The following is a 21501-nucleotide window of genomic DNA, read 5'->3' on the forward strand; positions in this document are numbered from 1 at the left end:
TCTATTAAATTTACCAACCGTACTTCTTTTCATTCCACTTTTTGATGACCAGGTCTTGCTTTACAAAAACAAGACTGTTTTGTTCGATATCTTTATCGATAATTGCACCCGCACCGAGCACGCTATAAGCACCGATTTTACAGCCTGGCATAATAATCGTATTAACGCCAGTTCTGCAATAATCACCAAGATAAGCTGCATTTGAAAAATGTAAAGGTACTTCCTTCCGCCCATTCACAACATGCTCAGTTTCTCCGTCATCAAAGCGTAATGTTCCGCAAACCGTTGCAGCTCCGATATCCGTATGACTGCCAATTGCACCATAAAACTCGCCATAGTGATATAGATAGACTTTATCCATTACCATCCCACCGAGGAATTCTGCACAGTGATCGAAAATACAATATGATCCAATTGAAACACCATCATAAATGATACAGTAATTACGAATAACTGTTTGTTCACCAATTACCGCATTGCCATTAAAAATCGCTCCATTATCAATGATTGTATTGTCACCTACAATTAAGTTACCGTGAATAACAACTCGATCACCAATCGATGAATTCTTACCCAACTTTACATAACCATGAATGGTTGCTTGTTTTGAAATCGTCGCACCTTCTGCTAGCTCGTTTTCTTGAAGTGCATTACATAAGTAATTCACCATGAACTCATTTGCTTCTAACATATGCCATGGTTTATCAATATCAAAGAAATGACCACTACATTCAATCGCCTGCAATTTTGTTTTCTCTATCCATTTCAGAAGAGCAGCTTCAATATAGCGTTCTTTTGGAGCACCTACGCCTACTTTTACATTTGGAAAATAATCTGGCGTTCTTTTTATTTCATCTAAAATAGCTTCGTCAAAACGAAATCCCCCGAATTGATGGGTAATGCTGTCGCCACGATAGTGAGCACCGATCGACTGAACAAATCCATTTTCCATGCTTGCACCAATCCAATTTCTCGATGTCTCTTCTAATTTTTTCAACAAAACAGCAGGTTTTTTCGAACTAACTAATCTCATTAGATCCTCTTGTTCAATGATTGTATCTCCGTATAGAACTAGAAATTCTTCGGTAGTAGAAAGTTTCTCAATTCCCTTTACTAAACTTTCCGCGCTTCCTAAATTTGTTTGGTCGGTCACAAATTTAACATTCTTTATATCTGATAAAACATTTTCAATTTCTCTTTGATGCTCATCATTAACAACAACTACGATTTCTTCTATTCCCAAATCTAAAATAGATTCAATGTTATAACGTATTAATGGTTTTCCAGCGATTTTTATGACTGTTTTAGAGCGAACCGTGTTGAAGGGAAACATTTTACTCCCTTTTCCTGCCGCAAGAATAACTGCACTTTTTACCATTTTAATACCTCGACTATAATAATTTTTACTAATACTCTACTAATCGAAATTTATTTTTACCTGCTAACAGATAAGGTAATAGGTCATGTGCAAAAGGATGAACAAAACCAATCACATTATGCTCAACAGATTGCCCCAAATCTTTTAATGAAATTTGTACTTCTCCTTCATATTGTGCACTTCGATTATTTAAAACTGACACCGAATACTTCCTTCTAGGTGCACAATAGCAATGAGGCACTTCGGTTCCCCTTGTATCAGTCGCCCGAATGAGATTTGCAGGTTGATCGACTCTTGAAACAAGTACTTTTTCCAGAATTTTAAGTTTCGTTTGCTCCAGAACATACGGATTAAATACAACTGGAATTTCTATATAATCTTGTTTATAGCATCTTGCCATTTCCATAAGCTCTGAAAGATCTGCAAACGAATCGCCAATCAACACATCATTAAACCCATTTGCGAATAGCTCTAACATAGCAATATGACTAGGTATGAAACGGTGCTTTTCAATCGTACAAACCCCATGACCCAAATGGTGTAAATCTTTAGGTGAAAGCTGTGATGCAATAAACCCTCCAACAGGCACATCAAATAAAGCAAATAAGTTGTTAATCGAGCGAATATCCTCAAGAGATAGCGCTGTGTCTGGCAAAGGAAAAAAGTTATGACAAGCCGTTAGTTGTCCAATGTTTCCTTCTCTTTCGACTATTTCTAAAAACTCGCGACACTCTCGCAAAGCGTTTCCATCATTATTATCAGAAGAAGACATTGAAGCATTAACTTCTATTTGAATTCCATGCTGATTTTTTGAAAGAATTGCAACCTCTTCACTCGTAAACCCTCCATCAATACGAAGTCTCGTAATTCCCATCTTTTGTAGCGATGAAAGATCCGTTAAAGTGCAGCCTAGCTCATTGAAGACTTCATCATTCATATCAGCTGAAACAGTCATATTCAGCTCTTTGCAGTAATTCAGTAGTTCATTCCAAGTGTCTGCATTTACATTTTGTGCACCTTCAAACCCATGATTATTTAAAATCAATGAAACAAATACCTTTTTAAAGCCTAGAGAGCTAGCCTTCTTTAAATAGTCTTTGATTTGTTCTAACGGATAAAAGTTGGGATAAACACTAATTCCTATTTCACGCATCATCATTCGCCATTCCTTATATTTTTATTTTTATCTTTACTTGTATTTCTCACCAATAATAATGGCACCAAAAACCGGATCATAAAGCGGTGCAGAAAGCTCTACTTGTGGTAAAGTGATACTTAACTTATTCTTCAACGTATCGAAATATTCAGATGACTTTGTTAGTAAACTACCCGCAACAGAAAGACGGAAATTCTCTGATTCCATTTGACGACTGATTCCTACAACTAATCGTACTAACTTATTAAGCTCTCCTTCAACAATCGTACGAGCTGCCTCGTCTCCATTTACCCATGCCTCTAAAATAATTGGTGTACACGAAGCTACCTTATCAACCGGAATTGTATCCTCCAAATATAATAAATCCATAAAATCTTCAGGAGAATTTAGTTGAAAATGACCAAGTAATTTTTCAGTAAATGTAGTAGGGGAAATCACTTTGTCATACTCTTGCATAACAGCTGAAATCGCATGTAAACCAATTTGAAAGCCCCCACCTTCATCACTAATTAACCCACCCCAGCCACCTGAGCGAATCGTATTTCCTTTTGCATCTACTCCCATAACGATTGAACCTGTTCCGGCAATCATTAAAGCATCTTTTCGGTCTCCGTTCCCACCAACAAGAGCGATCTCTGCATCATTTACAACTTCTAGCTGACATGTAAAACAACTCTCTTTTAATGCATTCAAATAAATATCAATATCCTTCGGTCGATCTACTCCCGCAGAACCTAGTACAAGAATCGCATTTTGTAAACGCTCTCCAAAACAAGCAAATAATGCTTCATATATTTCACTAAACACTGGTTTTAGTCCTTCAACGCCGATATTATTGTAATTTGACATCCCAAAATTTTGGTCAAAAAGCGTTTCTCCATCTAGACGTTCCTTTACCATAACTCTAGTTTTCGTTCCCCCGCCGTCCATTCCAATGATTAGTCTATTCATATTTATTGATTCACCCTTTCAATACTCAAATAAGATTCCTTATTGCAATCAAGATGCCATCAATTTACAAGTTCGATTGGCACTCCAATGTATAATCTCTTCGTTTCTTATTTCCTATCTCATTTAAAATTTTATTATGAATGTATGATTGCATTAATTGTAAAGTAAACTTTTTGCTTTTACTAGGAGGATATTTTCTTCTAATAAAGGAAAAAAACCACTTATTAAAGATGAACTACTGATCATAGAAAAGTACCCTATAGGTAGACTTGTTTATCAGTCTTTTCTAAAGGGTACTTATTTGGTTTACATATTTAAAATAGTTTTAGCATATTCAAACGTACTTACATTGAATTTCAAATGACTACTACCCTTATATTCAAGCTGTTTTTTTCTTATTCATAATCTGGTTGATTTGAGTTTTTAATGCATCAACTTTTGTACCGAAAATAGCTTGTAACGTATGATTAAAGTTGCCTTTCAGTGTGTGGATATAGTACAAAAACTTGATTTTCAGGTTTTAAGGAGACAACCACTTGAAAAATAGTTAAAAGAATTAGTATTAAAAGATGATGGATTAAGTGTCTCTATAAAAAATAAATCTACTTATATATATTAAACAACTAAAAGGAGTGCAAAAAATGCACTCCTTTTTTACATTCAATTAGATTACTTTAGAATATTGTATACCTACATAAACTACTACTTGATGATTTTCCCCATCATTTTCTAGAATTAAGTACTCGCTATTTTCTTGTTTTTTTCCATCCACTAACCATGTTGGTTCATCTTGGTTTTGGCCACAAAAAACCTCAATTGAATAGACAGAATCACCATATCTGTAATCAATACTAAATGAGTCCCACTCTATAGGAACACAAGGTTGTATATATAAACGGTTTCCTCTACACTTGATTCCCAAAATATATTCTAGACCTGCTTGGTACATCCAACCAGAAGCACCTGTATACCATGACCAACCTCCACGTCCTTCATGTGGAGGTGCAGTGTAGACATCGGCCGACATTACATATGGTTCATTTCCATAAGTTTTAATATCACGAATATTTTTTGTATGTGCGATTGGGTTTAAAATAGAGAACAGATCAAAAGCCTTATCACGACGACCTAAGATTGCCCAAGCTACAATTCCCCAAATAACTCCGTGAGTATATTGTCCACCATTTTCTCTAATTCCTGGTGGATAGCCTTGTATATATCCCGGACTTGGATATGTTTTATCAAATGCTTTAGTTAGTAAACGTGCCAGATTCAAATCTCGATCTACAAGTTCACGGTCAAACGAGCGCATTGCTCTTTCCTGACGATCGATTGGTGTCCCGTTAGCAATAACTGACCAAGACTGAGCGATTGCATCAATTCGACACTCTGTATTCTCCATTGAGCCAAGCCATGTTCCAGCGTCAGTAAATGCACGACGGAACCAAGTACCATCCCAAGCATTTTTATTCATATTTATTTCCAATTGATCTACTTCATGTTCAAATTGCTTTACGATATCTTGTGAAAGGATACCCTCTTCAAATTTCAAAAACCTCTTTAAAATATCTAATAAAAACCAACCTAGCCATACACTTTCTCCACGTCCCTTAGCACCAATCCGGCTCATTCCATCATTCCAGTCACCTATTCCCATTAATGGAATACCATGTTCACCAAACTTCAAAGAATGTTTAATCGCGCGTAGACAATGTTCTAGCACTGAACCCAACTCGTCAGACACAACAGTATCCTCATAGCGCTCCAATTCTCCTTCTTTTAGCACTTCACTATACAAAAATGGTACCTCTTGTTGGAGAATTTCTAGGTCTTCTGTCTGTTCTATATAACGTGAAACAGCATATGGTAGCCACAGTAAATCATCAGAAAACTTTGTTCGAATTCCTTTGTGGGTTTCTTCATGCCACCAATGTTGAACATCACCTTCAAGGTACTGATGCGCTGCATTTATAAGTATTTGGTTTTTTAATATTGTCGAATCAACATGTAAAAAAGCTAGTGAATCTTGCAATTGATCCCTATAACCAAATGCGCCCCCTGCCTGATAGAAAGCAGTGCGAGCCCATAATCGGCAACTAAGTGCTTGGTACAGAAGCCACCCATTCATCATTATATCCATCGCTCGATCAGGTGTTTTAACTTTCACTTGGTCAAGAGTATTTTCCCAGTACTTTTTAACGTTTGAAAATGTTTCTTCATACGCAGAAGTCCTTCCGTATTGCTTTACTAGTGAACACGCTTCTTGTTTGGAAGCTGCACAACCAAGCAATATGCTAATTGTCACTTCTTCGTTAGCAGGAAGTTCGATAACAGTTTGTACAGCCCCACAAGAATTTGAAAACACACCAGTTTTCTTGTTAAGTGTTTCTTCTAATAATGCTGTTGGGCACTCTAATGTATTGCCCCGTCCAATAAATTCTGTACGGTCACTCGTCCAAGAATACGTATGATGAGATCTCGCTATCGTTTCTGGAAGCGCAATATGTATAAAACCAATCGCGTCACGAAACTTTTCTTGGTACTTGTTTTGTGCAAGTAATGTACTATTATCTGTATTCCATTCAGTAACAATGAATGGTGCTTGAGCGTCTCTTAGTACCCCTAGAACCCATTCAGCATAATACGTAATGGCTATCTTCTTTATTTCATCACTTTTATTAAATAATCGAAGTCTAATAATTTTCAACGGATCATCTAACGGAACCGTTGTATCCATAGTAGAAACTACATCTCCATCAAGTTGTTCGAAACTACTATACCCCCTACCGTGTATAACCTTATATGTTCGATCACCACCTGCAGGTTTTTGAGTAGCTGACCAAACTTGATTCGTTCCAATATCCATTATATAAAGACATTCCCCTGGAGGGTCAAGGACCGGGTCATTATTCCAAGGCGTAAGTTTACATTCACGCGAATTTCGCCACCAACTATATCCCGTACCTAATTCAGTTAGTAAGCACCCAAATCTTGGATTAGAAATTACATTACTCCATGGTCTAGGTAAATACTCTCCATTTTTTACAATCATTTGATACGCATTGCCATCATCGATAAAACTACCTCTACCATTAAAAAATTCACCAGTAGGTATCATACTACTCGCTTGCTTCTCATGGTGCATTTGTTTTGAAACCTTGATTTTCCGTATTAGATGTAAATCTTTCTCTAATAGTCGTAATTGTGCACGTAAACTTGGCCCTCCAGCCTTCAATACTACTCGGGCAACAGCGAAGAGTAAATTTCTTTCATACTCTGACAATTGGGTTGACTTCAATACAACAATTCGATTCATTTGATAGATTCCACGAGAAATAAGATTTTCATTTAGAGTCCTCATGAACTGATCCTGATAATTGCCAACTGTCTCATCTAATACTACTAAATCAATAGCTAGCCCCATCTTTACTAAATATTGATGCTGACAAGCTAAAAGAGTAACAAAGGGCAAATCAGACTCTTTTTTGATGGAAACTAATATAACTGGTGTATCCCCACTAATACCAAGAGGCCATAAGGAAGATTGTCCCAATGTATTGTGTGAAATTGCCTCACTACGAATTTTTGTTAACGGTGGGTTAAATAGAAGTCTTCCCGCCAACACATTTGCATCAGTGGCATGCTTAGATGTTAAATTCAAATGTCTAAGATCAATTTGTGATCGTACCCAAGCCAAGTGGAATGCTCGATCAACTTGTTTAGAATCATTAAAGCGCTGTACAATTTCAATCGCTTGTTCACGACTTTTTGTAACACCAGTAACAAAATAAATGGTAGCCGTCTCATTAGTTCCCAATTGTAATGAACGCCTCATTGAAAACGCCGGGTCAACAACGGAACCGGTTGAACCTTTTAGTTGTGAGTATATACCTTTTGGTGTTTCAAGCGTATTACCACGTCCTATAAATTCTGCCCGATCTGTTTCAAATTCGTAATCGCCTTTCTCACGTCCATCTACAAAAATTGTATGAACTGCCCAGATTTCATCTTCTTCATCCTCTCGTGGACGACGTTTAGCTAGCAAGCATTGTGCATTTTTATCGAAACTTGTTTCAATAAAAAGCTTACTAAATGCTGGGTGTGCACTATCTGCAGACTGACTTGCAAGCGCTAGCTCTAAGAATGATGTTACTTCTAATGTACGATTTTCACTACTGTTGTTAACTATCTGAAGTCGTCGTATTTCCGCATCAATCTCAGAAGATATCGTCAAATCGAGTTTATAAGATATCCCTTCTTTCGTTCCTTCATAAGTAGTTTTGTCAAAACGAAATTGTGTTTTCATATCCGTCGTTGTCTCATATGGGAAACCTGATGTACTCCAAGTTTCTTCTGAGTTGGCATCATGAATAAAAATAATTGGCCCAGAAGTGCCTGAAACAGGATCTTCTTTCCATCTTGTGACAGCTAATCCATTCCATAAAATCATGCCTGTTCCATCGTTCACATTTACACTAGTTAATTGTCCATTTGATAAAACATTAACCTCTGGAATAGAACTTGGTCCTGTAAATGTACGTTCCGTGTCATCCAAATTACCATCAAATTCAGGAGCTTTTGCATCAATTCCTATTGGTTTTTCAACTAAAGCTGCTTTTACTGGTACTCTTTCTTGGAGTAGCAAGTCCGCTGCACAAACTCGTGGATCATTGTGGAATCGGTTTACCATAATATCATCAGTCAATAAATTGACAAGGGTTAACATGCTCATACCTTGATGGTGTGCCATAAAACTTTGTATTACTTTATAATCTTGCCCTTTAGGCATTCTAGCTTTTGTAAAATCAACAGCTTCATAAAAGCCATATTCACCTTTTGCACCGTATTCTTTAAATTTTTGAAGGGCCAAAAGAGCATCATCACCTGCATATGGAATAGCCATAATAGTTGCATAAGGTGCTAACACAAGATTTCGCTCTAAACCTCGTTCAAGTCCAAGCCCTGGAACACCGAATGCACGATATTGATAATTTAATTGGTAATCAAACGCGTAATATCCACTTTCTGATATACCAAACGGGAGTTGATATTTATCTGCATATTGACGTTGACGATCAATCGCTCCTCGATAAGTTGATTCCCAAATGGTATTTTTAAATGTCCGCATAATCAAGCTTGGCATCATGTACTCAAACATTGTTCCCGACCATGACAAAAGTGTCTTCTTCTTATTAAAAATTGTCATAGTACGAGCAAGTGTAAACCAGTGAGAAACAGGAATCTGGCCAAGTGCAATTCCTACGAAACTTGCTTGCCTAGCTTCTGAAGCAAGTAAATCGTATAGAATCGTATCTTTTTGATTTGAGTCAACGTGATAACCAAGGCTAAACAAGCGTTCATCATTGTTATATAGGGATTTGAAATCTGTTTGTTCAATAAGTTGATTAATTTCAATAATAATATTTTCAATACGAAATTGAAATTCTTCTTCTCTCTTTTTCCACTCTAATAGACCCTGTCTTACTACCATCATATAAGCAATAAAGTTGCCTGAATCGACAGTGGAAACATATCGAGGAGTAAGTGGCTTTGCAGAACATGTATCATACCAATTAAGCAGATGTCCATTCCATTTTTCCATATTAGAAATAGTTTTCATCGATAATTCGATTCGATCAAGCATTTTAGATGTATCAATAAAATCTAAATCACGAGCGGCTACAACACAAGTTAAATATAGCCCAATATTTGTTGGCGATGTTCGGTGGGCAACAGTTTCATTTGATAGATACTGTACATTATCAGGTGGTAGCCAGGATTCTTCTGATGTAACATACTTTTCATAAAACGACCAAATTTGAAATGCTAATTCCTTTAATTCAGCCCTTGCTTTATCCAACCAATCTCTACTTTCAACCTTTAACGGTCGATTTAATTGCTGTATGATTGGCCTTGCTAAAAACCACATAATAAGTTCCACAGTACCAAATATGTGATTTAAAGTACCTTTGGAAAACCATGCCAATATACCAAACAATATAATTACTGCATATCCAATAGGCTCGTACATAAAGACTCTCATTGTAGCAGGAGTGTTACTAACTTGAGCAAACGTGACCCACTCTAGCAAATTACGACGGCTAATGTATAGCCGGTAAAGAGTTCGTAAAGTAGCATCTACTACAAGAACCGAAGTAAACGGTAATGTTACAAATTTAACCAGATTCTGCAAAAAATTAATCTTTATTGAACGAACGCTTCCTCTCCCAATCACACCATGTAAAAGTGAAAAAAGAAAGGGAAGAAAAACAGTTAAAAGTACGATTGTTTCCCAAACCCAAGCTTTACCTGGTAATACACTAAATCCTAGTAAGGCTATTAGTAAAAGAGCTGGTGCAAGTAGACTGCGGCGTAAATTATCAATAATTTGCCAACGTGTTAATCCACATAAATCAACTCGTTTATTTTCACCATTACGATCTACACAATTATTTCCTAACCATTTGATAAGTTGCCAATCTCCTCGGATCCATCTATGCTCTCGACGCTGGAATGAATAAAAGGAGCTCGGATACGACTCAACGACCTCAATATCAGAAGTTAGTCCTGCTCGAAGAAACCCACCTTCTAGTAGATCATGACTAAGTACATGATTATCCGGTATTCGATTTACCAAGGTTTTTTGAAATGATTCTACATCAAAAATTCCTTTACCCACAAAAATCGCATGACCAAATAAATCTTGGTATACGTTTGATACAGCAAAAGAATAAGGGTCAATTCCTGGCTCCCCTGCCCATAAAGAAGTAAAGCGGGACTTTTGTGTTGAGTCAAAACTCACGCCTACTCGTGGTTGTAATAATCCGAAACCTTCAATTACGCGTGTTTCATCCGCATTTAATCGAGGTCGATTATACGGGTAATGAATGGTACCAGCCATTCGGCCAACAACACCAATTGGCAATTGGGTATCCTGGTCTATTGTAAATACATAACGAATCTTCCTTAATATATCTTTATCTCCATGAATTGTTGTAAAACTAGAATTTTCACTACCAGTCAATAACTCAACAAACTCTACTATTTTTCCACGTTTCCGCTCCCATCCCATATAAACATTGTCTGTTGGATTGTAAAGGCGGGATCTGTGAAATAAGAAAAATTTATCTTTCCCATATTCCTTACACAATGCATCGATCCTTGAAGTAACATGTGACAATAATTCATTATCTTCAGCTTTCGATTCAGTCAACGCATCTGTAAAATCACCTAAGATACCGAAATAAATATTTTTTTGACGATTTGCAAGATAATGAACTAAAAGTTGATCCACTATTTCATCTGCATCTTTGGTGCTTGAAAAAATAACTGGAATAACGACCATTGTACTAGCATCTTCCGGAAGTTCTTCTGAATAATCAAACCTCAAAAGTTTTGTAGTCCGACTATATCTACAAATTAGTTTATGGGCAATCGTTATAGCCCACTCACTAACAGGTAATATAAGAGCTACTATTATCGCTATCCACGACAAAGGTCTAAGGAATGCCCCAGCTGTTATCCATCCACCAGAGAGAAACAATATTCCTACAAACAATAAAGCTACAGTTGATAAATACAAATACAATGGTTGTTTTCGTAAAGATATTTGTGGAAGAATACGTGGTCTAGTTTTCTTCAAAAGTGCTTTACGTATTTCTATGTTTCCTTGGGCATCAAATAAATAATAATCAATATAAGCATTTTTCGGCATTACATTGATTTGATCTGGCTCTACTATTTTCGATTTAGCTAGATGAAGTGCTGTCTCAGCTACTAACATTTCAGGTACTTTTAACTGATTTGCAATCTCTGCAACACGTCCACGAATGATGTCTCGACTGTCTAAATCTAAACTTTTATAAGTGATAGTTGATGGATTAGAGAGTAAAAATTGTTCGAGATGTGAAATTTTAGTAAATGTTAACCTCCATGGCTGGCGCTCTAACTTATGTAAGCTCTGAACTAGATTCCCACAACTTACTTGCAAGTCCGCTTGTAATTGGTTCTCAAACGAAACAATTTGCTCAAGGCTAGATTCACTATTCTCTATGTGAGCTGCAAGCCAGTCATGAACAATATGCATATTTGGTTCCAATTCGCTCAAATGTCTCACTAAATGTACAATCTCAATTGGTCCAAACGGTTTTTTACGTGCTTCTCTATCCAATAAAATTCGAATTTTATCGTCTGACAACTTTGTTATTTTTTCAAGAATTGAAGTAATAGAGTCACATATTTCATGACGACGTTGTACTTCACCCATCGCTCCAGACAAACGGCGTATTAAAGTAACTCGCATTGCACTTGGCAAAGCCCAGCATTCTAGATCTTTTAGAACAGATACCTCTTGATAGGCTTTTATATACCCTTCAAATGAGTTCACCTCATATCGGCCACCCACATGCTCTAAGTAATCATTACAAAGTGCATATATTCTTGGCATCCCAGTAGAATTTAATTTTGGTAGTTTATGTAATGTTTCCCGTGGCAGCATACGGAGCACTTCTTGAGCTTGAGTCTCAATAAAATTAATGTGATCAAGGAGCCAGTCTTCTGCTGGTTGCCTACAATGCACCTTATTATTACTCAGTTTTTCTGCAAACGTATGTAGATCAGCCACATCTTTTCGAAATCCTGGCCAATAACGAACAATTAAAAAATTGTTCACAAAAATTTCCTGAGTTAAAGCAAACTCACGTCCTCTTTCTTTTAATTGTTCATTACTAAGTATCATATAAACCTCCTATGTAACTCGAAAAATAGTCCATAGTGGTAAATATCCCCGAAATCTTACTTTTTTATTTATGAAGATTAAACTTTTTGGAAATAGAAGGATGAATTCTGAAAAAATAGAAGGAATAAAAATTTTTGAATCCTATAATCTAAAAAACTGACCCAAACACTTCAATTTGGCGAATCTCTTAAAAGAAGAAAAAGGCAACGAACTAATTTTCGCTGCCTTTTATTTTATATTATCTAGTTTCAAAACAAGCTCTGCAACGCACTCATCATGTGTGGACTGTAATTTACAATACAATAGATTGTGGTGGGTTTATGAATAATGCTTGGTCACCTTAATCAACCTAGCATTTCATTTTCGGTTAATACGCTTCAACAAAAACACCCTTTTATTAAAAGGCTCAAAGTAGTTTATAAGTTTTCTTATTCAACTAACTGGCAGTTTAGTTGAATAAGGATTATCTAAAATCCTATGTGCCGAGTGTAGCGAAGAAGGGATAAATGAACAAAAGGACGAATACTATAAGTAACTAGAAAATATTGGAAAGTGCTCCTCGACGTGCTCCTTGCTTCGCTTCGTCCGCCCGTGAAAACAGAGTGGAATGACGAAGGAATGAAATGAAGAGCGGCGCGAGCGAGCATAGCGAAGGGAGAGAGCAAAGCGATGAAAAAAACGAGTGTATTTTTAAGTCTTTTATTAGTTGGTCTATTGGCGTTAGCAGGTTGTACTTCAAACGACACAACGAAAAAGAAAACGGTGGATCCGAACATTGCGATGATCAAAACGGTGTTAAAAAAGCAGACAACTGGTCCGGATGCTGAACTAAAGAAAGCACTGGAGTCACCAAATCCACCTGCAGGCATCGAAGCGTACACGAATAAAGAGTACAAGGCGTATTTTACGGAAAGTTCGTTCGAATCGTTTGTTGCAGCAGACGCACTTCGCTTTACGTTTGACGCGCACAAAAATGGGTACACCTTAGCGTACAAAGATGCGAAAGTGAATGCGGTAAAAGAAAAAGGGGCGTATGATTTTACGGTGTCATTTGTGGCGAAAAAGAGTGGCAAAGATGACCAAACAATTGAAGTAACAGGACGCTTTAACGTCAATGAAGACGGCAAGATCACGCACGTGCGTTACAGTGACGAAGAATTCGCAAAAGCGATGCTCCAATAAGGCACGCACTCCTCGCTGCGCTTCGTCCGCGTGTAAAGAACGAAGCGTCGTACAGAGTGGGTGAACAAAGTTGCAATTTAAAAATAGAAATAAACTGAATTACCTTTTTCAACTAACTAATGCGATTCTTCAATAGGAGATCGCTTTTTTATATTCATCAAAATGGCAGTATAGCTCAATAAATAATTGGTATTTTATGGTAAAATATTTAAAAAGGAGGGGAAACTGTGAAAGGTTTAATAACAAATATTGTATTTTTGATATTAGGGGTAGTCATCTTCACAATTGAATTAGTTTTTAAATTTGATGATACAGTAGGGTTGTTGTTGGCGATCGTCGGTGTCCTACTATTTGGTATAGGGTTATTTTATAAATCTAGAAAACCAATAAGATTTTTTATTGAGTTTTTTATAAACTACTTCTAAATCTTAAAATAAAATTTATATTAACACCAATTAAATAAAGGTTTTCTTTTTGTGTTAGACGGTTAATAATGATTCTGAAAGATTAGATTCTACAATCTAATTCAACTAACGAATTTGTTCGTTACATACAGAAAAAAAGAACTTCGCGTTAAACGAAGTTCCCTTTTTTATTCAATTAATCGGCCGCTCAGTTGGATAATCCATTGAGTATTTCTAAGGACTTTTGTTTGCTTATTTCGGATCATAAAAGACTGGAGCTGAATCAACGTTCTTAATCCATAAATGTTCTTTCCCAGTTATTCCATCTTTCATCCATACATCTCCCTTAAACTCCTCTGCCTTCCTTCGAAAAAAAGAAAGATAAGATTTAACTTTTTGAGGATCTTCATCAAGTTCATTCTTCCTTGGAAAAGAGATTTGTTGTTGCTCTCCTGTTCTTATGTTTATAGCATAAAGTGATGTGAACATAGTTGGTACAGGTCCTTCTTTCCACTCCTTGTTTTCTTTCGAACGAGCCACAACTACCAAATCTTTAGAGTACCATTCCAGATCGAGGTCTACATATCCTTTTGGTGTGTATTCCTTTTGTTGCTTAGATGTCGGGATATCGGCAATCGTCATTTTCTTGTTTTCAACGAAAAATCTTCCTTCTCCTGAAATATAGGCCAATTGATTGGCTAGTGGAGCCCACTTAAACCAGTCTTTATACTCTAACATTTTTCCCACTGATTGAAAGTGTTTTCCTTGTGATGATAAGACACATAACGTATTGCTATCCGCTGACCAGGCAGCTGTAGGAGTAATTAAAAAGCTAACCCACTTCCCATCAGAACTCCACTTAAAATAATTAGCATCAATCCCAAACAAATCAGGCTCTTTAGTTTGAATAGTATAAAAAGGCTTTATTTTATCTTTAGCAAGGTTTGCATCTACTGGAATTCTATAAATTGGGATTGGACCCCATCCAGTAGGACGTAAGCTGGATTGTGAAGCAACGATAAATTCTTTCCCGTTCGGAAACCATTCAAAACCACTAACCCCAAGTGAGACATTTTCAAACCCCTGTGGGCGACCATTCTTTATATGAGTAACGTTTAAGATACCTTGATCATTGTAAGCTAGTTGATTATTGATCGGTGACCATTTAAAGTCAGAGGTTACGACCCTTATATAAGGTTGGTAGCTTTCTTTTTCTTTTGTATCATAAATATATAAATCCGTTTTTTCTCCCTTCTCATCACCATCGATATATCCAATAAACCGACCGTCATATGACCATTGCAGATTATACACATATCGATTCTGTGTAAGTTGTATTTCCTGATTTCCCCTTTTTATCCATAATTGGTGGTCACGGATAAATGCAGCTGTAAGTGGCGCTTCTGCACTGGCAATAGAAGATAATTTATAACTGAATAATATTAGCAGTAATAATATTCGAAATAACAAGATCATCCCTCCTTCTTTTAGGATGACCATATAGAATACCGTGATTCTCATTAAGCAATTATTTGCATCTTTTTATTTAAAACCTTCTTCTACGTATTCATTACATTTTCGTAAATCCTCTAGAAGAACAAAAAAAGGCACCAACCACAAGGGTTAGTTGCCTCCTTTTAATACAAGCTCAGCCACACACTCCACATGACTAGTATGCGGAAACATATCAACAGGCTGTATTTCTAACGTCTTATAACCACCATCTTCAAGCACACGTAAATCTCTTGCTAGAGTTGCTGGGTTACATGATACGTACACTACTTTGCTTGGTTTCATATCAATGATCGTATTCAGCAAAGCCTCGTCACAGCCCTTTCTTGGAGGGTCTACTACAAGTACTTCCGCTGAGATCCCTTGCTTATACCAATTTGGTATCACTTCTTCAGCTTTACCTACTTCAAACTCAACATTTGTCATGTCATTAATCATTGCATTGCGTTTCGCATCTTCAATTGCTTCTGGTACTATTTCTACTCCGTATACCTTTTTAGCTTTTTGGGCTAAGAATAAAGAGATTGATCCGATTCCGCAATATGCGTCGATAACAGTTTCATCTCCATTAAGATTTGCATACTCAAGCGCTTTATCATATAAGACTTTCGTTTGCGTCGGGTTTACTTGATAGAAAGATCGAGCTGAAATTTCAAAAGTAATGTCACCGATTTTATCTTTAATTGTTTCACTTCCATATAAAACAAACGTTTGATTTCCAAGAATCACATTTGTTTTTTCATTATTTACGTTTTGAATAATGCTTGTAATCGTAGGATATTTCTCAACGATTCTAGCTACTAGTTCATCTTTTTTAGGAAAGTTAGCTTTCTTTGTAACAAGAACAAGCATCGATTCATTTGTGTAGTATCCGTAACGTGCCATAATGTGACGTAATTGACCTTTATGGTTTATTTCGTCGTATGGCTCAATTTTTAATTCATCACAAAGATCTTTAACGCCTTGAATCATTTCGTCATTTTCTTTACCTTGAATGTGGCATTCATTCATTGGAATGATTTCATGACTTCTCTTTTGATAGAAACCTACTACTAGGCCGCCTTCTAGTTCCCCTACTGGAACCTGTGCTTTATTTCGATAACTCCATGGATTTTCCATTCCTAGAACTGGATGAATTACGACATCGTCAAGTTTACCAATTCGTTTTACTACTTCTACTACTTGTTTATGTTTCGCTGCAAGCTGGCCTTCGTAGCTCATATGTTGAGTTTGACAGCCCCCGCATTGGTGATAGATTGAACAAATTGGTTCAACTCGAACATCACTTTCTTGTTGGAATTCGGTCACTTTACCGAATCCAAAGCCTTTACTTGTTTTTAGCACTTTAATTTGTGCTTTTTCTCCTGGTAGCGCGTTTGGTACAAATATTGGGTATCCATCTACCTTTGCTACACCATGTCCTTCATGAGTTAAATCGATAAATTCAACATCTATAAATTGATTTTTTTCTACAGGTAACACTCTTTTCGACAAGTCCTTTACCTACCTTTCAAGCTTTTATAACCATTTATTTATTATACAAAATAAATAACCACGTTAACTACCGTGGTTACTTTTTACTAGTATTTACTACTATTTCACTTATTATGGTACATAGATTTCTAGGTGGTTGTAAAGCATATCTACTGTACATGGAGTTTCTCCACCATATTCACCATCAATATTTAATAGTAGTTTTTCATCAGACATAATCTTCAAATGACTTGCTCTAGTATAAAGAACGTGTTCATTTTGTACATGCTGACCTCTTAATAGCTGAGCACATACTCTTATAATTTCGGCTATATTTGATTTCTTTAAGACTAATAAATCAAATTGTCCATCATTAATACTTGCCTCAGGTGCAATTTTCTCAAATCCACCAACTGAATTTGTATTCGATAATAAGAACAAAAATGCTTCATCATCGAAAACTTTTCCATCATACTCAATTTTTAAATGAGTGGGCTTAACTCTTGGTAACATTTCAATACCTTTTAAATAATATGCTAGTTGTCCTAACATTGTTTTTAGTTTGCTAGGTACTTCATATGTTAATTCTGTAATTTTACCGGCAGCTAAAATATTTACAAAATATTTTCCAGCAACTCTTCCAATATCTAGCGGAACAGTTTGCCCGTTTGTTATGACTTCAGCTGCTTCCATAATTGAAACATTGACGCCAATTGCTCTAGCAAAATCATTTGTTGTCCCAACTGGGATTAATCCTAACTTTGGTCGATACTCTTGTTCTGCTAAACCACTAATGACTTCATTTAGTGTTCCATCTCCACCGCAAGCTACAACTAAATCAAATTTACGTTCACATGCTTCTCTTGCTGCGATTGTCGCATCACCTGCACCAGTTGTTGCATGGCAAGAGGTTTCAAATCCTGCTTGCTCAAACAATTGCAAAACATCAGGAAGCTTTTTCTTAAAAACTTCACGACCTGAAGTAGGGTTATAGATAATTCTAGCACGCTTCATCGTTAACCATCCTACTTAATTTATTTAAGTTCTCTACTTTCTATCCTACCCTAAAAAGATTTTGTAGTAAACTTTTTCCATTTTACTTATCTATTTTTCCCTTTAAACAGCAGGTTCAAACACATATTGTACTTACGTTATTGTATTAAATTTATATTACATTCAATTCTTTGCTATATTTTCCATTCTTTTTGAACAACTTAATTATTATAGTACATATTGATAATAAATACATTAAAGTAGAATTAAGGATTGATAATATGGAAAACAAACCATTACTGAACGTGGAGTATCTAGCACTAAAGAAATTAAAGGTTTACCGTGAAAGCATTTTTCGTTTTTTATTTAGATCAACAATGGCTAGTATGTTCATAGGATTCGGCATTATCGTAGCATTTAAATCTGGCCATTTATTTAATACCGACCACTCACCATTTGCATACCCTTTGGCTGCCATAACATTTGCTGTAGCCATTCTCCTCATTGCCTATGGTGGAGCTGACTTATTCTTAGGAAACATATTTTATTTTGCCTATACTGCCATTAAAGGAAAAATAAAATGGCCAGAAGTGATTCTTATATGGCTTACGACTTACATAGGAAATATATTAGGTGCAGTTTGCTTTGCTTTATTAATCCATTTAACTGGATTATATAATGATCCAACAGTAAAGTGGATCTCCACTTGCATGCACCAACAAGCCAATCATTTAATCGAGTCATTTTAATGAACTACAAAAAAACTACGAGCTGCTTATAGCTCGTAGTTTTTTTATAGAGTCTTATCTTTTTTGAATTTCTTCCATTAAGATCTTATTTAATAATGGTGGGTTCGCTTGACCTTTAGTTGCTTTCATCATTTGACCAACTAAGAAGCCAATTGCACGATCCTTACCGTTTTTAAAGTCTTCAATTGATTGTGGGTTTGCATCTAACGTTTCGATTACGATTGTACGTAGAGCGCCTTCATCAGATAACTGAACTAAACCTTTAGCTTTTACAATTTCATTTGCATCTCCACCATTTTCAATTAACTCAGTGAAAACTTTTTTAGCAATTTTAGATGAAATCGTACCATCTGAAATTAATTTAATCATGCTTGCTAAGTTTTCTGGTGTTAAAGCAACATCATGTAATTCTTTTTGAGATTTGTTCAAGTATGCTGATACTTCACCCATTAACCAGTTAGATGTTAACTTCGCGTCTGCTCCATTATTAACTGTTGTGTCAAAGAAATCAGACATTTCTTTAGTTAATGTTAATACCATTGCATCATACGATGGTAAACCTAATTGTTCAACATAACGTTTTTGACGAACATCTGGAAGCTCAGGAATACTTTGACGTACACGCTCTTTCCACTCATCATCAATGTATAACTCTACTAAATCTGGCTCTGGGAAGTAACGGTAATCATCCGATCCTTCTTTAACACGCATTAGAATTGTCGTTTTTGTTGATTCATCGTAACGACGTGTTTCTTGTTGGATTACACCACCAGATAATAACACTTTCTCTTGACGAACTTGCTCATGCTCTAATCCTTTTTGAACGAAAGCGAATGAGTTTAAGTTCTTTAATTCAGCTTTTGTACCGAATTCTTCTTGACCAAATGGACGTAATGAAATGTTCGCATCACAACGTAATGAACCTTCTTCCATCTTTACATCAGAAACTCCAGAGAATTGAATAATTGCTTTTAATTTTTCAAGATAAGCATATGCCTCTTCTGGTGTACGCATGTCCGGCTCAGAAACGATTTCAATTAGTGGTGTACCTTGACGGTTAAAGTCTACTAATGAATAACCTTGATCAGTATGATTTAACTTTCCAGCATCCTCTTCTAAATGAACACGAGTTATACCGATACGTTTCTTTTTACCATCTACTTCAATTTCAATCCATCCGTTCTCACCAATTGGTTTATCAAATTGAGAAATTTGATATGCCTTTGGATTATCAGGATAGAAATAGTTTTTACGATCAAACTTTGTTTCTGTTGCAATTTCACAATTTAATGCCATTGCAGCTCTCATCCCAAAGTTAACTGCTTCTTCATTTAATACTGGTAACACACCAGGGTATCCTAAGTCGATTACACCAGTGTTTGTATTTGGATCTGCACCAAACGCATTAGGGCTTGGTGAGAAGATTTTTGATTTTGTTTTTAATTCTACGTGCACTTCTAAACCGATTATCGTTTCAAAATTCATCTTTCCCGCGCCTCCTTATAGTTGTGGTCTTTGTTTTGTAAAGTCTGTTGCTTGCTCGTATGCATGAGCAACTTTGTAAATCGTAGACTCATCAAAATGTTTACCAATAATTTGTAAGCCTAATGGTAAACCATTATGGAAACCACAAGGAACAGAAATTGCAGGAACACCCGCTAAGTTAATCGGAATTGTTAAAATATCATTCGCGTACATTGTCATTGGATCGCTTACTTTTTCGCCTACTTTAAATGCAGGAGTTGGCGTAGTTGGTCCAATAATAACATCATAGTTTTCAAATACTTTCTCGAAATCTTCTTTGATTAATGTACGTACTTGTTGAGCTTTTTTATAATAAGCATCATAGTAACCAGAACTTAATGCATAAGTACCTAACATGATACGACGCTTCACTTCATCACCAAAGCCTTCAGCTCTTGTTTTCTTATAAAGATCAATTAAGTTCTCTACATCCGCTGCACGGTGACCGTAACGAATACCGTCAAAACGAGCTAGGTTAGCTGATGCTTCTGATGAAGAAATTAAGTAATATGTAGCTAATGCATATTTAGAATGTGGTAATGAAACCTCTTCCCAAGTTGCGCCTAAGCTTTCTAATAGGTTTAAAGCAGCCATTACAGATGCACGGGCTTCTTCTCCTACTCCTTCACCTAAATATTCTTTAGGTACAGCAATTCGAAGACCTTTTACATCACCTGTTAAGCTTTGAACAAATGAAGGAACTTCTACATTTGCTGAAGTAGAGTCACTTGCATCTAATCCAGAAATAGCTTGTAATAATAATGCATTATCTTCTACGTTTCTAGTGATTGGTCCGATTTGATCTAAAGAAGAAGCAAATGCTACTAATCCAGAACGAGATACACGACCATATGTAGGTTTTAAACCAACAACACCACAGAAAGATGCTGGTTGACGGATTGATCCACCTGTATCAGAACCTAAAGAGAATAATACTTCTCCTGCAGCAACTGAAGCTGCAGAACCACCACTACTTCCTCCTGGAACATAATCCGTATTCCAAGGGTTGCGAGTGCCACCGAACGCAGAATTTTCATTTGATGAACCCATTGCAAATTCATCCATATTTAATTTTCCGATCGTGATGCTTTCAGCTTTTGCTAATTTCGTTACAACTGTCGCATCATAAATTGGATTGAAGTTCTCAAGGATTTTACTCGCACAAGTAGTACGAAGACCTTTCGTAACAATATTATCTTTTACACCAATAGGCATACCAGCAAGAATTCCGCGAGACTCATCCCATGGTTTTTCATCAAGAGCTTTCGCTTGAAGACGCGCTTGCTCTTCATTTAAAGTTAAAAATGATTTTACTTCGCCATCTACTGCAGAGATTCGCTCATAAGATTCATTTACTAATTCTTCTACTTTAATCTCTTTTGTTTTTAATTTGCTATGTAATTCTGAAACTGTATATTCAAATAATGACATTCTAATTTCCC

Annotated in this window: 12 protein-coding genes; 3 read left to right on the top strand and 9 right to left on the bottom strand. The window is 36.2% G+C overall.

Annotated features, from left to right (window positions below; translation table 11 throughout):
• Positions 1-10: 10 nt before the first annotated feature.
• From CN601_RS21405 to CN601_RS21420, 4 genes are all read right to left on the bottom strand, one after another.
• Positions 11-1378 (bottom strand): nucleotidyltransferase family protein, encoded by a 1368-nt coding sequence (locus CN601_RS21405; RefSeq protein WP_218923254.1) that lies wholly within the window; start codon positions 1376-1378, stop codon positions 11-13.
• 28 nt (positions 1379-1406) lie between these two features.
• Positions 1407-2534 (bottom strand): MupG family TIM beta-alpha barrel fold protein, encoded by a 1128-nt coding sequence (locus CN601_RS21410; protein WP_218923255.1) that lies wholly within the window; start codon positions 2532-2534, stop codon positions 1407-1409.
• Positions 2535-2567: 33 nt separating this feature from the next.
• The gene (locus tag CN601_RS21415) at positions 2568-3485 is read right to left on the bottom strand and encodes an N-acetylglucosamine kinase (protein ID WP_098172293.1); all 918 of its coding nucleotides are present in this window, start codon (positions 3483-3485) and stop codon (positions 2568-2570) included.
• A 664-nt stretch (positions 3486-4149) separates the two neighbouring features.
• Positions 4150-12222 (bottom strand): glycoside hydrolase family 94 protein, encoded by an 8073-nt coding sequence (locus tag CN601_RS21420; RefSeq protein WP_098172294.1) that lies wholly within the window; start codon positions 12220-12222, stop codon positions 4150-4152.
• Positions 12223-12891: 669 nt separating this feature from the next.
• Here CN601_RS21420 and CN601_RS21425 point away from each other — a divergent pair.
• Positions 12892-13404 carry a hypothetical protein gene (locus CN601_RS21425; protein WP_098172295.1) on the top strand — a complete coding sequence of 171 codons (513 nt, stop codon included), beginning with the start codon at positions 12892-12894 and terminating at the stop codon, positions 13402-13404.
• Positions 13405-13631: 227 nt separating this feature from the next.
• A complete protein-coding gene (locus tag CN601_RS21430) occupies positions 13632-13829 on the top strand; it encodes a hypothetical protein (RefSeq protein WP_098172296.1) in 198 nt (65 codons plus the stop codon).
• A gap of 231 nt (positions 13830-14060) precedes the next feature.
• On the opposite strand, the gene CN601_RS21435 is transcribed toward CN601_RS21430, so the two are convergent.
• From CN601_RS21435 to CN601_RS21445, 3 genes are all read right to left on the bottom strand, one after another.
• Positions 14061-15278 (bottom strand): translocation protein TolB, encoded by a 1218-nt coding sequence (locus CN601_RS21435; protein WP_098172297.1) that lies wholly within the window; start codon positions 15276-15278, stop codon positions 14061-14063.
• A gap of 153 nt (positions 15279-15431) precedes the next feature.
• Complete coding sequence (rlmD, locus tag CN601_RS21440) at positions 15432-16814, bottom strand: 23S rRNA (uracil(1939)-C(5))-methyltransferase RlmD (protein WP_098172298.1); 1383 nt, start codon at positions 16812-16814, stop codon at positions 15432-15434.
• 111 nt (positions 16815-16925) lie between these two features.
• Positions 16926-17807: a diacylglycerol kinase gene (locus CN601_RS21445; protein ID WP_098118128.1), complete on the bottom strand. Its 882-nt coding sequence runs from the start codon at positions 17805-17807 to the stop codon at positions 16926-16928.
• A 260-nt stretch (positions 17808-18067) separates the two neighbouring features.
• Between CN601_RS21445 and CN601_RS21450 the strand changes: the two genes are divergently transcribed.
• The gene (locus tag CN601_RS21450) at positions 18068-18535 is read left to right on the top strand and encodes a formate/nitrite transporter family protein (RefSeq protein WP_098118129.1); all 468 of its coding nucleotides are present in this window, start codon (positions 18068-18070) and stop codon (positions 18533-18535) included.
• Positions 18536-18589: 54 nt separating this feature from the next.
• On the opposite strand, the gene gatB is transcribed toward CN601_RS21450, so the two are convergent.
• Positions 18590-20020 (bottom strand): Asp-tRNA(Asn)/Glu-tRNA(Gln) amidotransferase subunit GatB, encoded by a 1431-nt coding sequence (gatB, locus tag CN601_RS21455; RefSeq protein WP_098118130.1) that lies wholly within the window; start codon positions 20018-20020, stop codon positions 18590-18592.
• A gap of 15 nt (positions 20021-20035) precedes the next feature.
• Positions 20036-21490 (bottom strand): Asp-tRNA(Asn)/Glu-tRNA(Gln) amidotransferase subunit GatA, encoded by a 1455-nt coding sequence (gatA, locus tag CN601_RS21460; RefSeq protein ID WP_098118131.1) that lies wholly within the window; start codon positions 21488-21490, stop codon positions 20036-20038.
• Positions 21491-21501 lie beyond the last annotated feature (11 nt).

Origin of the sequence: Bacillus sp. AFS017336, assembly GCF_002555445.1 — a bacterium.
Taxonomy (GTDB): Bacteria; Bacillota; Bacilli; order Bacillales; family Bacillaceae_G; genus Gottfriedia.

Coding starts and splice junctions, on each gene's coding strand:
- CN601_RS21405 (WP_218923254.1), bottom strand. CDS start 1,378: ATGGTAAAAAGTGCAGTTATTCTTGCGGCAGGAAAAGGGAGTAAAATG.
- gatA (WP_098118131.1), bottom strand. CDS start 21,490: ATGTCATTATTTGAATATACAGTTTCAGAATTACATAGCAAATTAAAA.
- gatB (WP_098118130.1), bottom strand. CDS start 20,020: ATGAATTTTGAAACGATAATCGGTTTAGAAGTGCACGTAGAATTAAAA.
- CN601_RS21420 (WP_098172294.1), bottom strand. CDS start 12,222: ATGATACTTAGTAATGAACAATTAAAAGAAAGAGGACGTGAGTTTGCT.
- CN601_RS21410 (WP_218923255.1), bottom strand. CDS start 2,534: ATGATGCGTGAAATAGGAATTAGTGTTTATCCCAACTTTTATCCGTTA.
- CN601_RS21450 (WP_098118129.1), top strand. CDS start 18,068: ATGGAAAACAAACCATTACTGAACGTGGAGTATCTAGCACTAAAGAAA.
- CN601_RS21445 (WP_098118128.1), bottom strand. CDS start 17,807: ATGAAGCGTGCTAGAATTATCTATAACCCTACTTCAGGTCGTGAAGTT.
- CN601_RS21425 (WP_098172295.1), top strand. CDS start 12,892: ATGAAAAAAACGAGTGTATTTTTAAGTCTTTTATTAGTTGGTCTATTG.
- CN601_RS21415 (WP_098172293.1), bottom strand. CDS start 3,485: ATGAATAGACTAATCATTGGAATGGACGGCGGGGGAACGAAAACTAGA.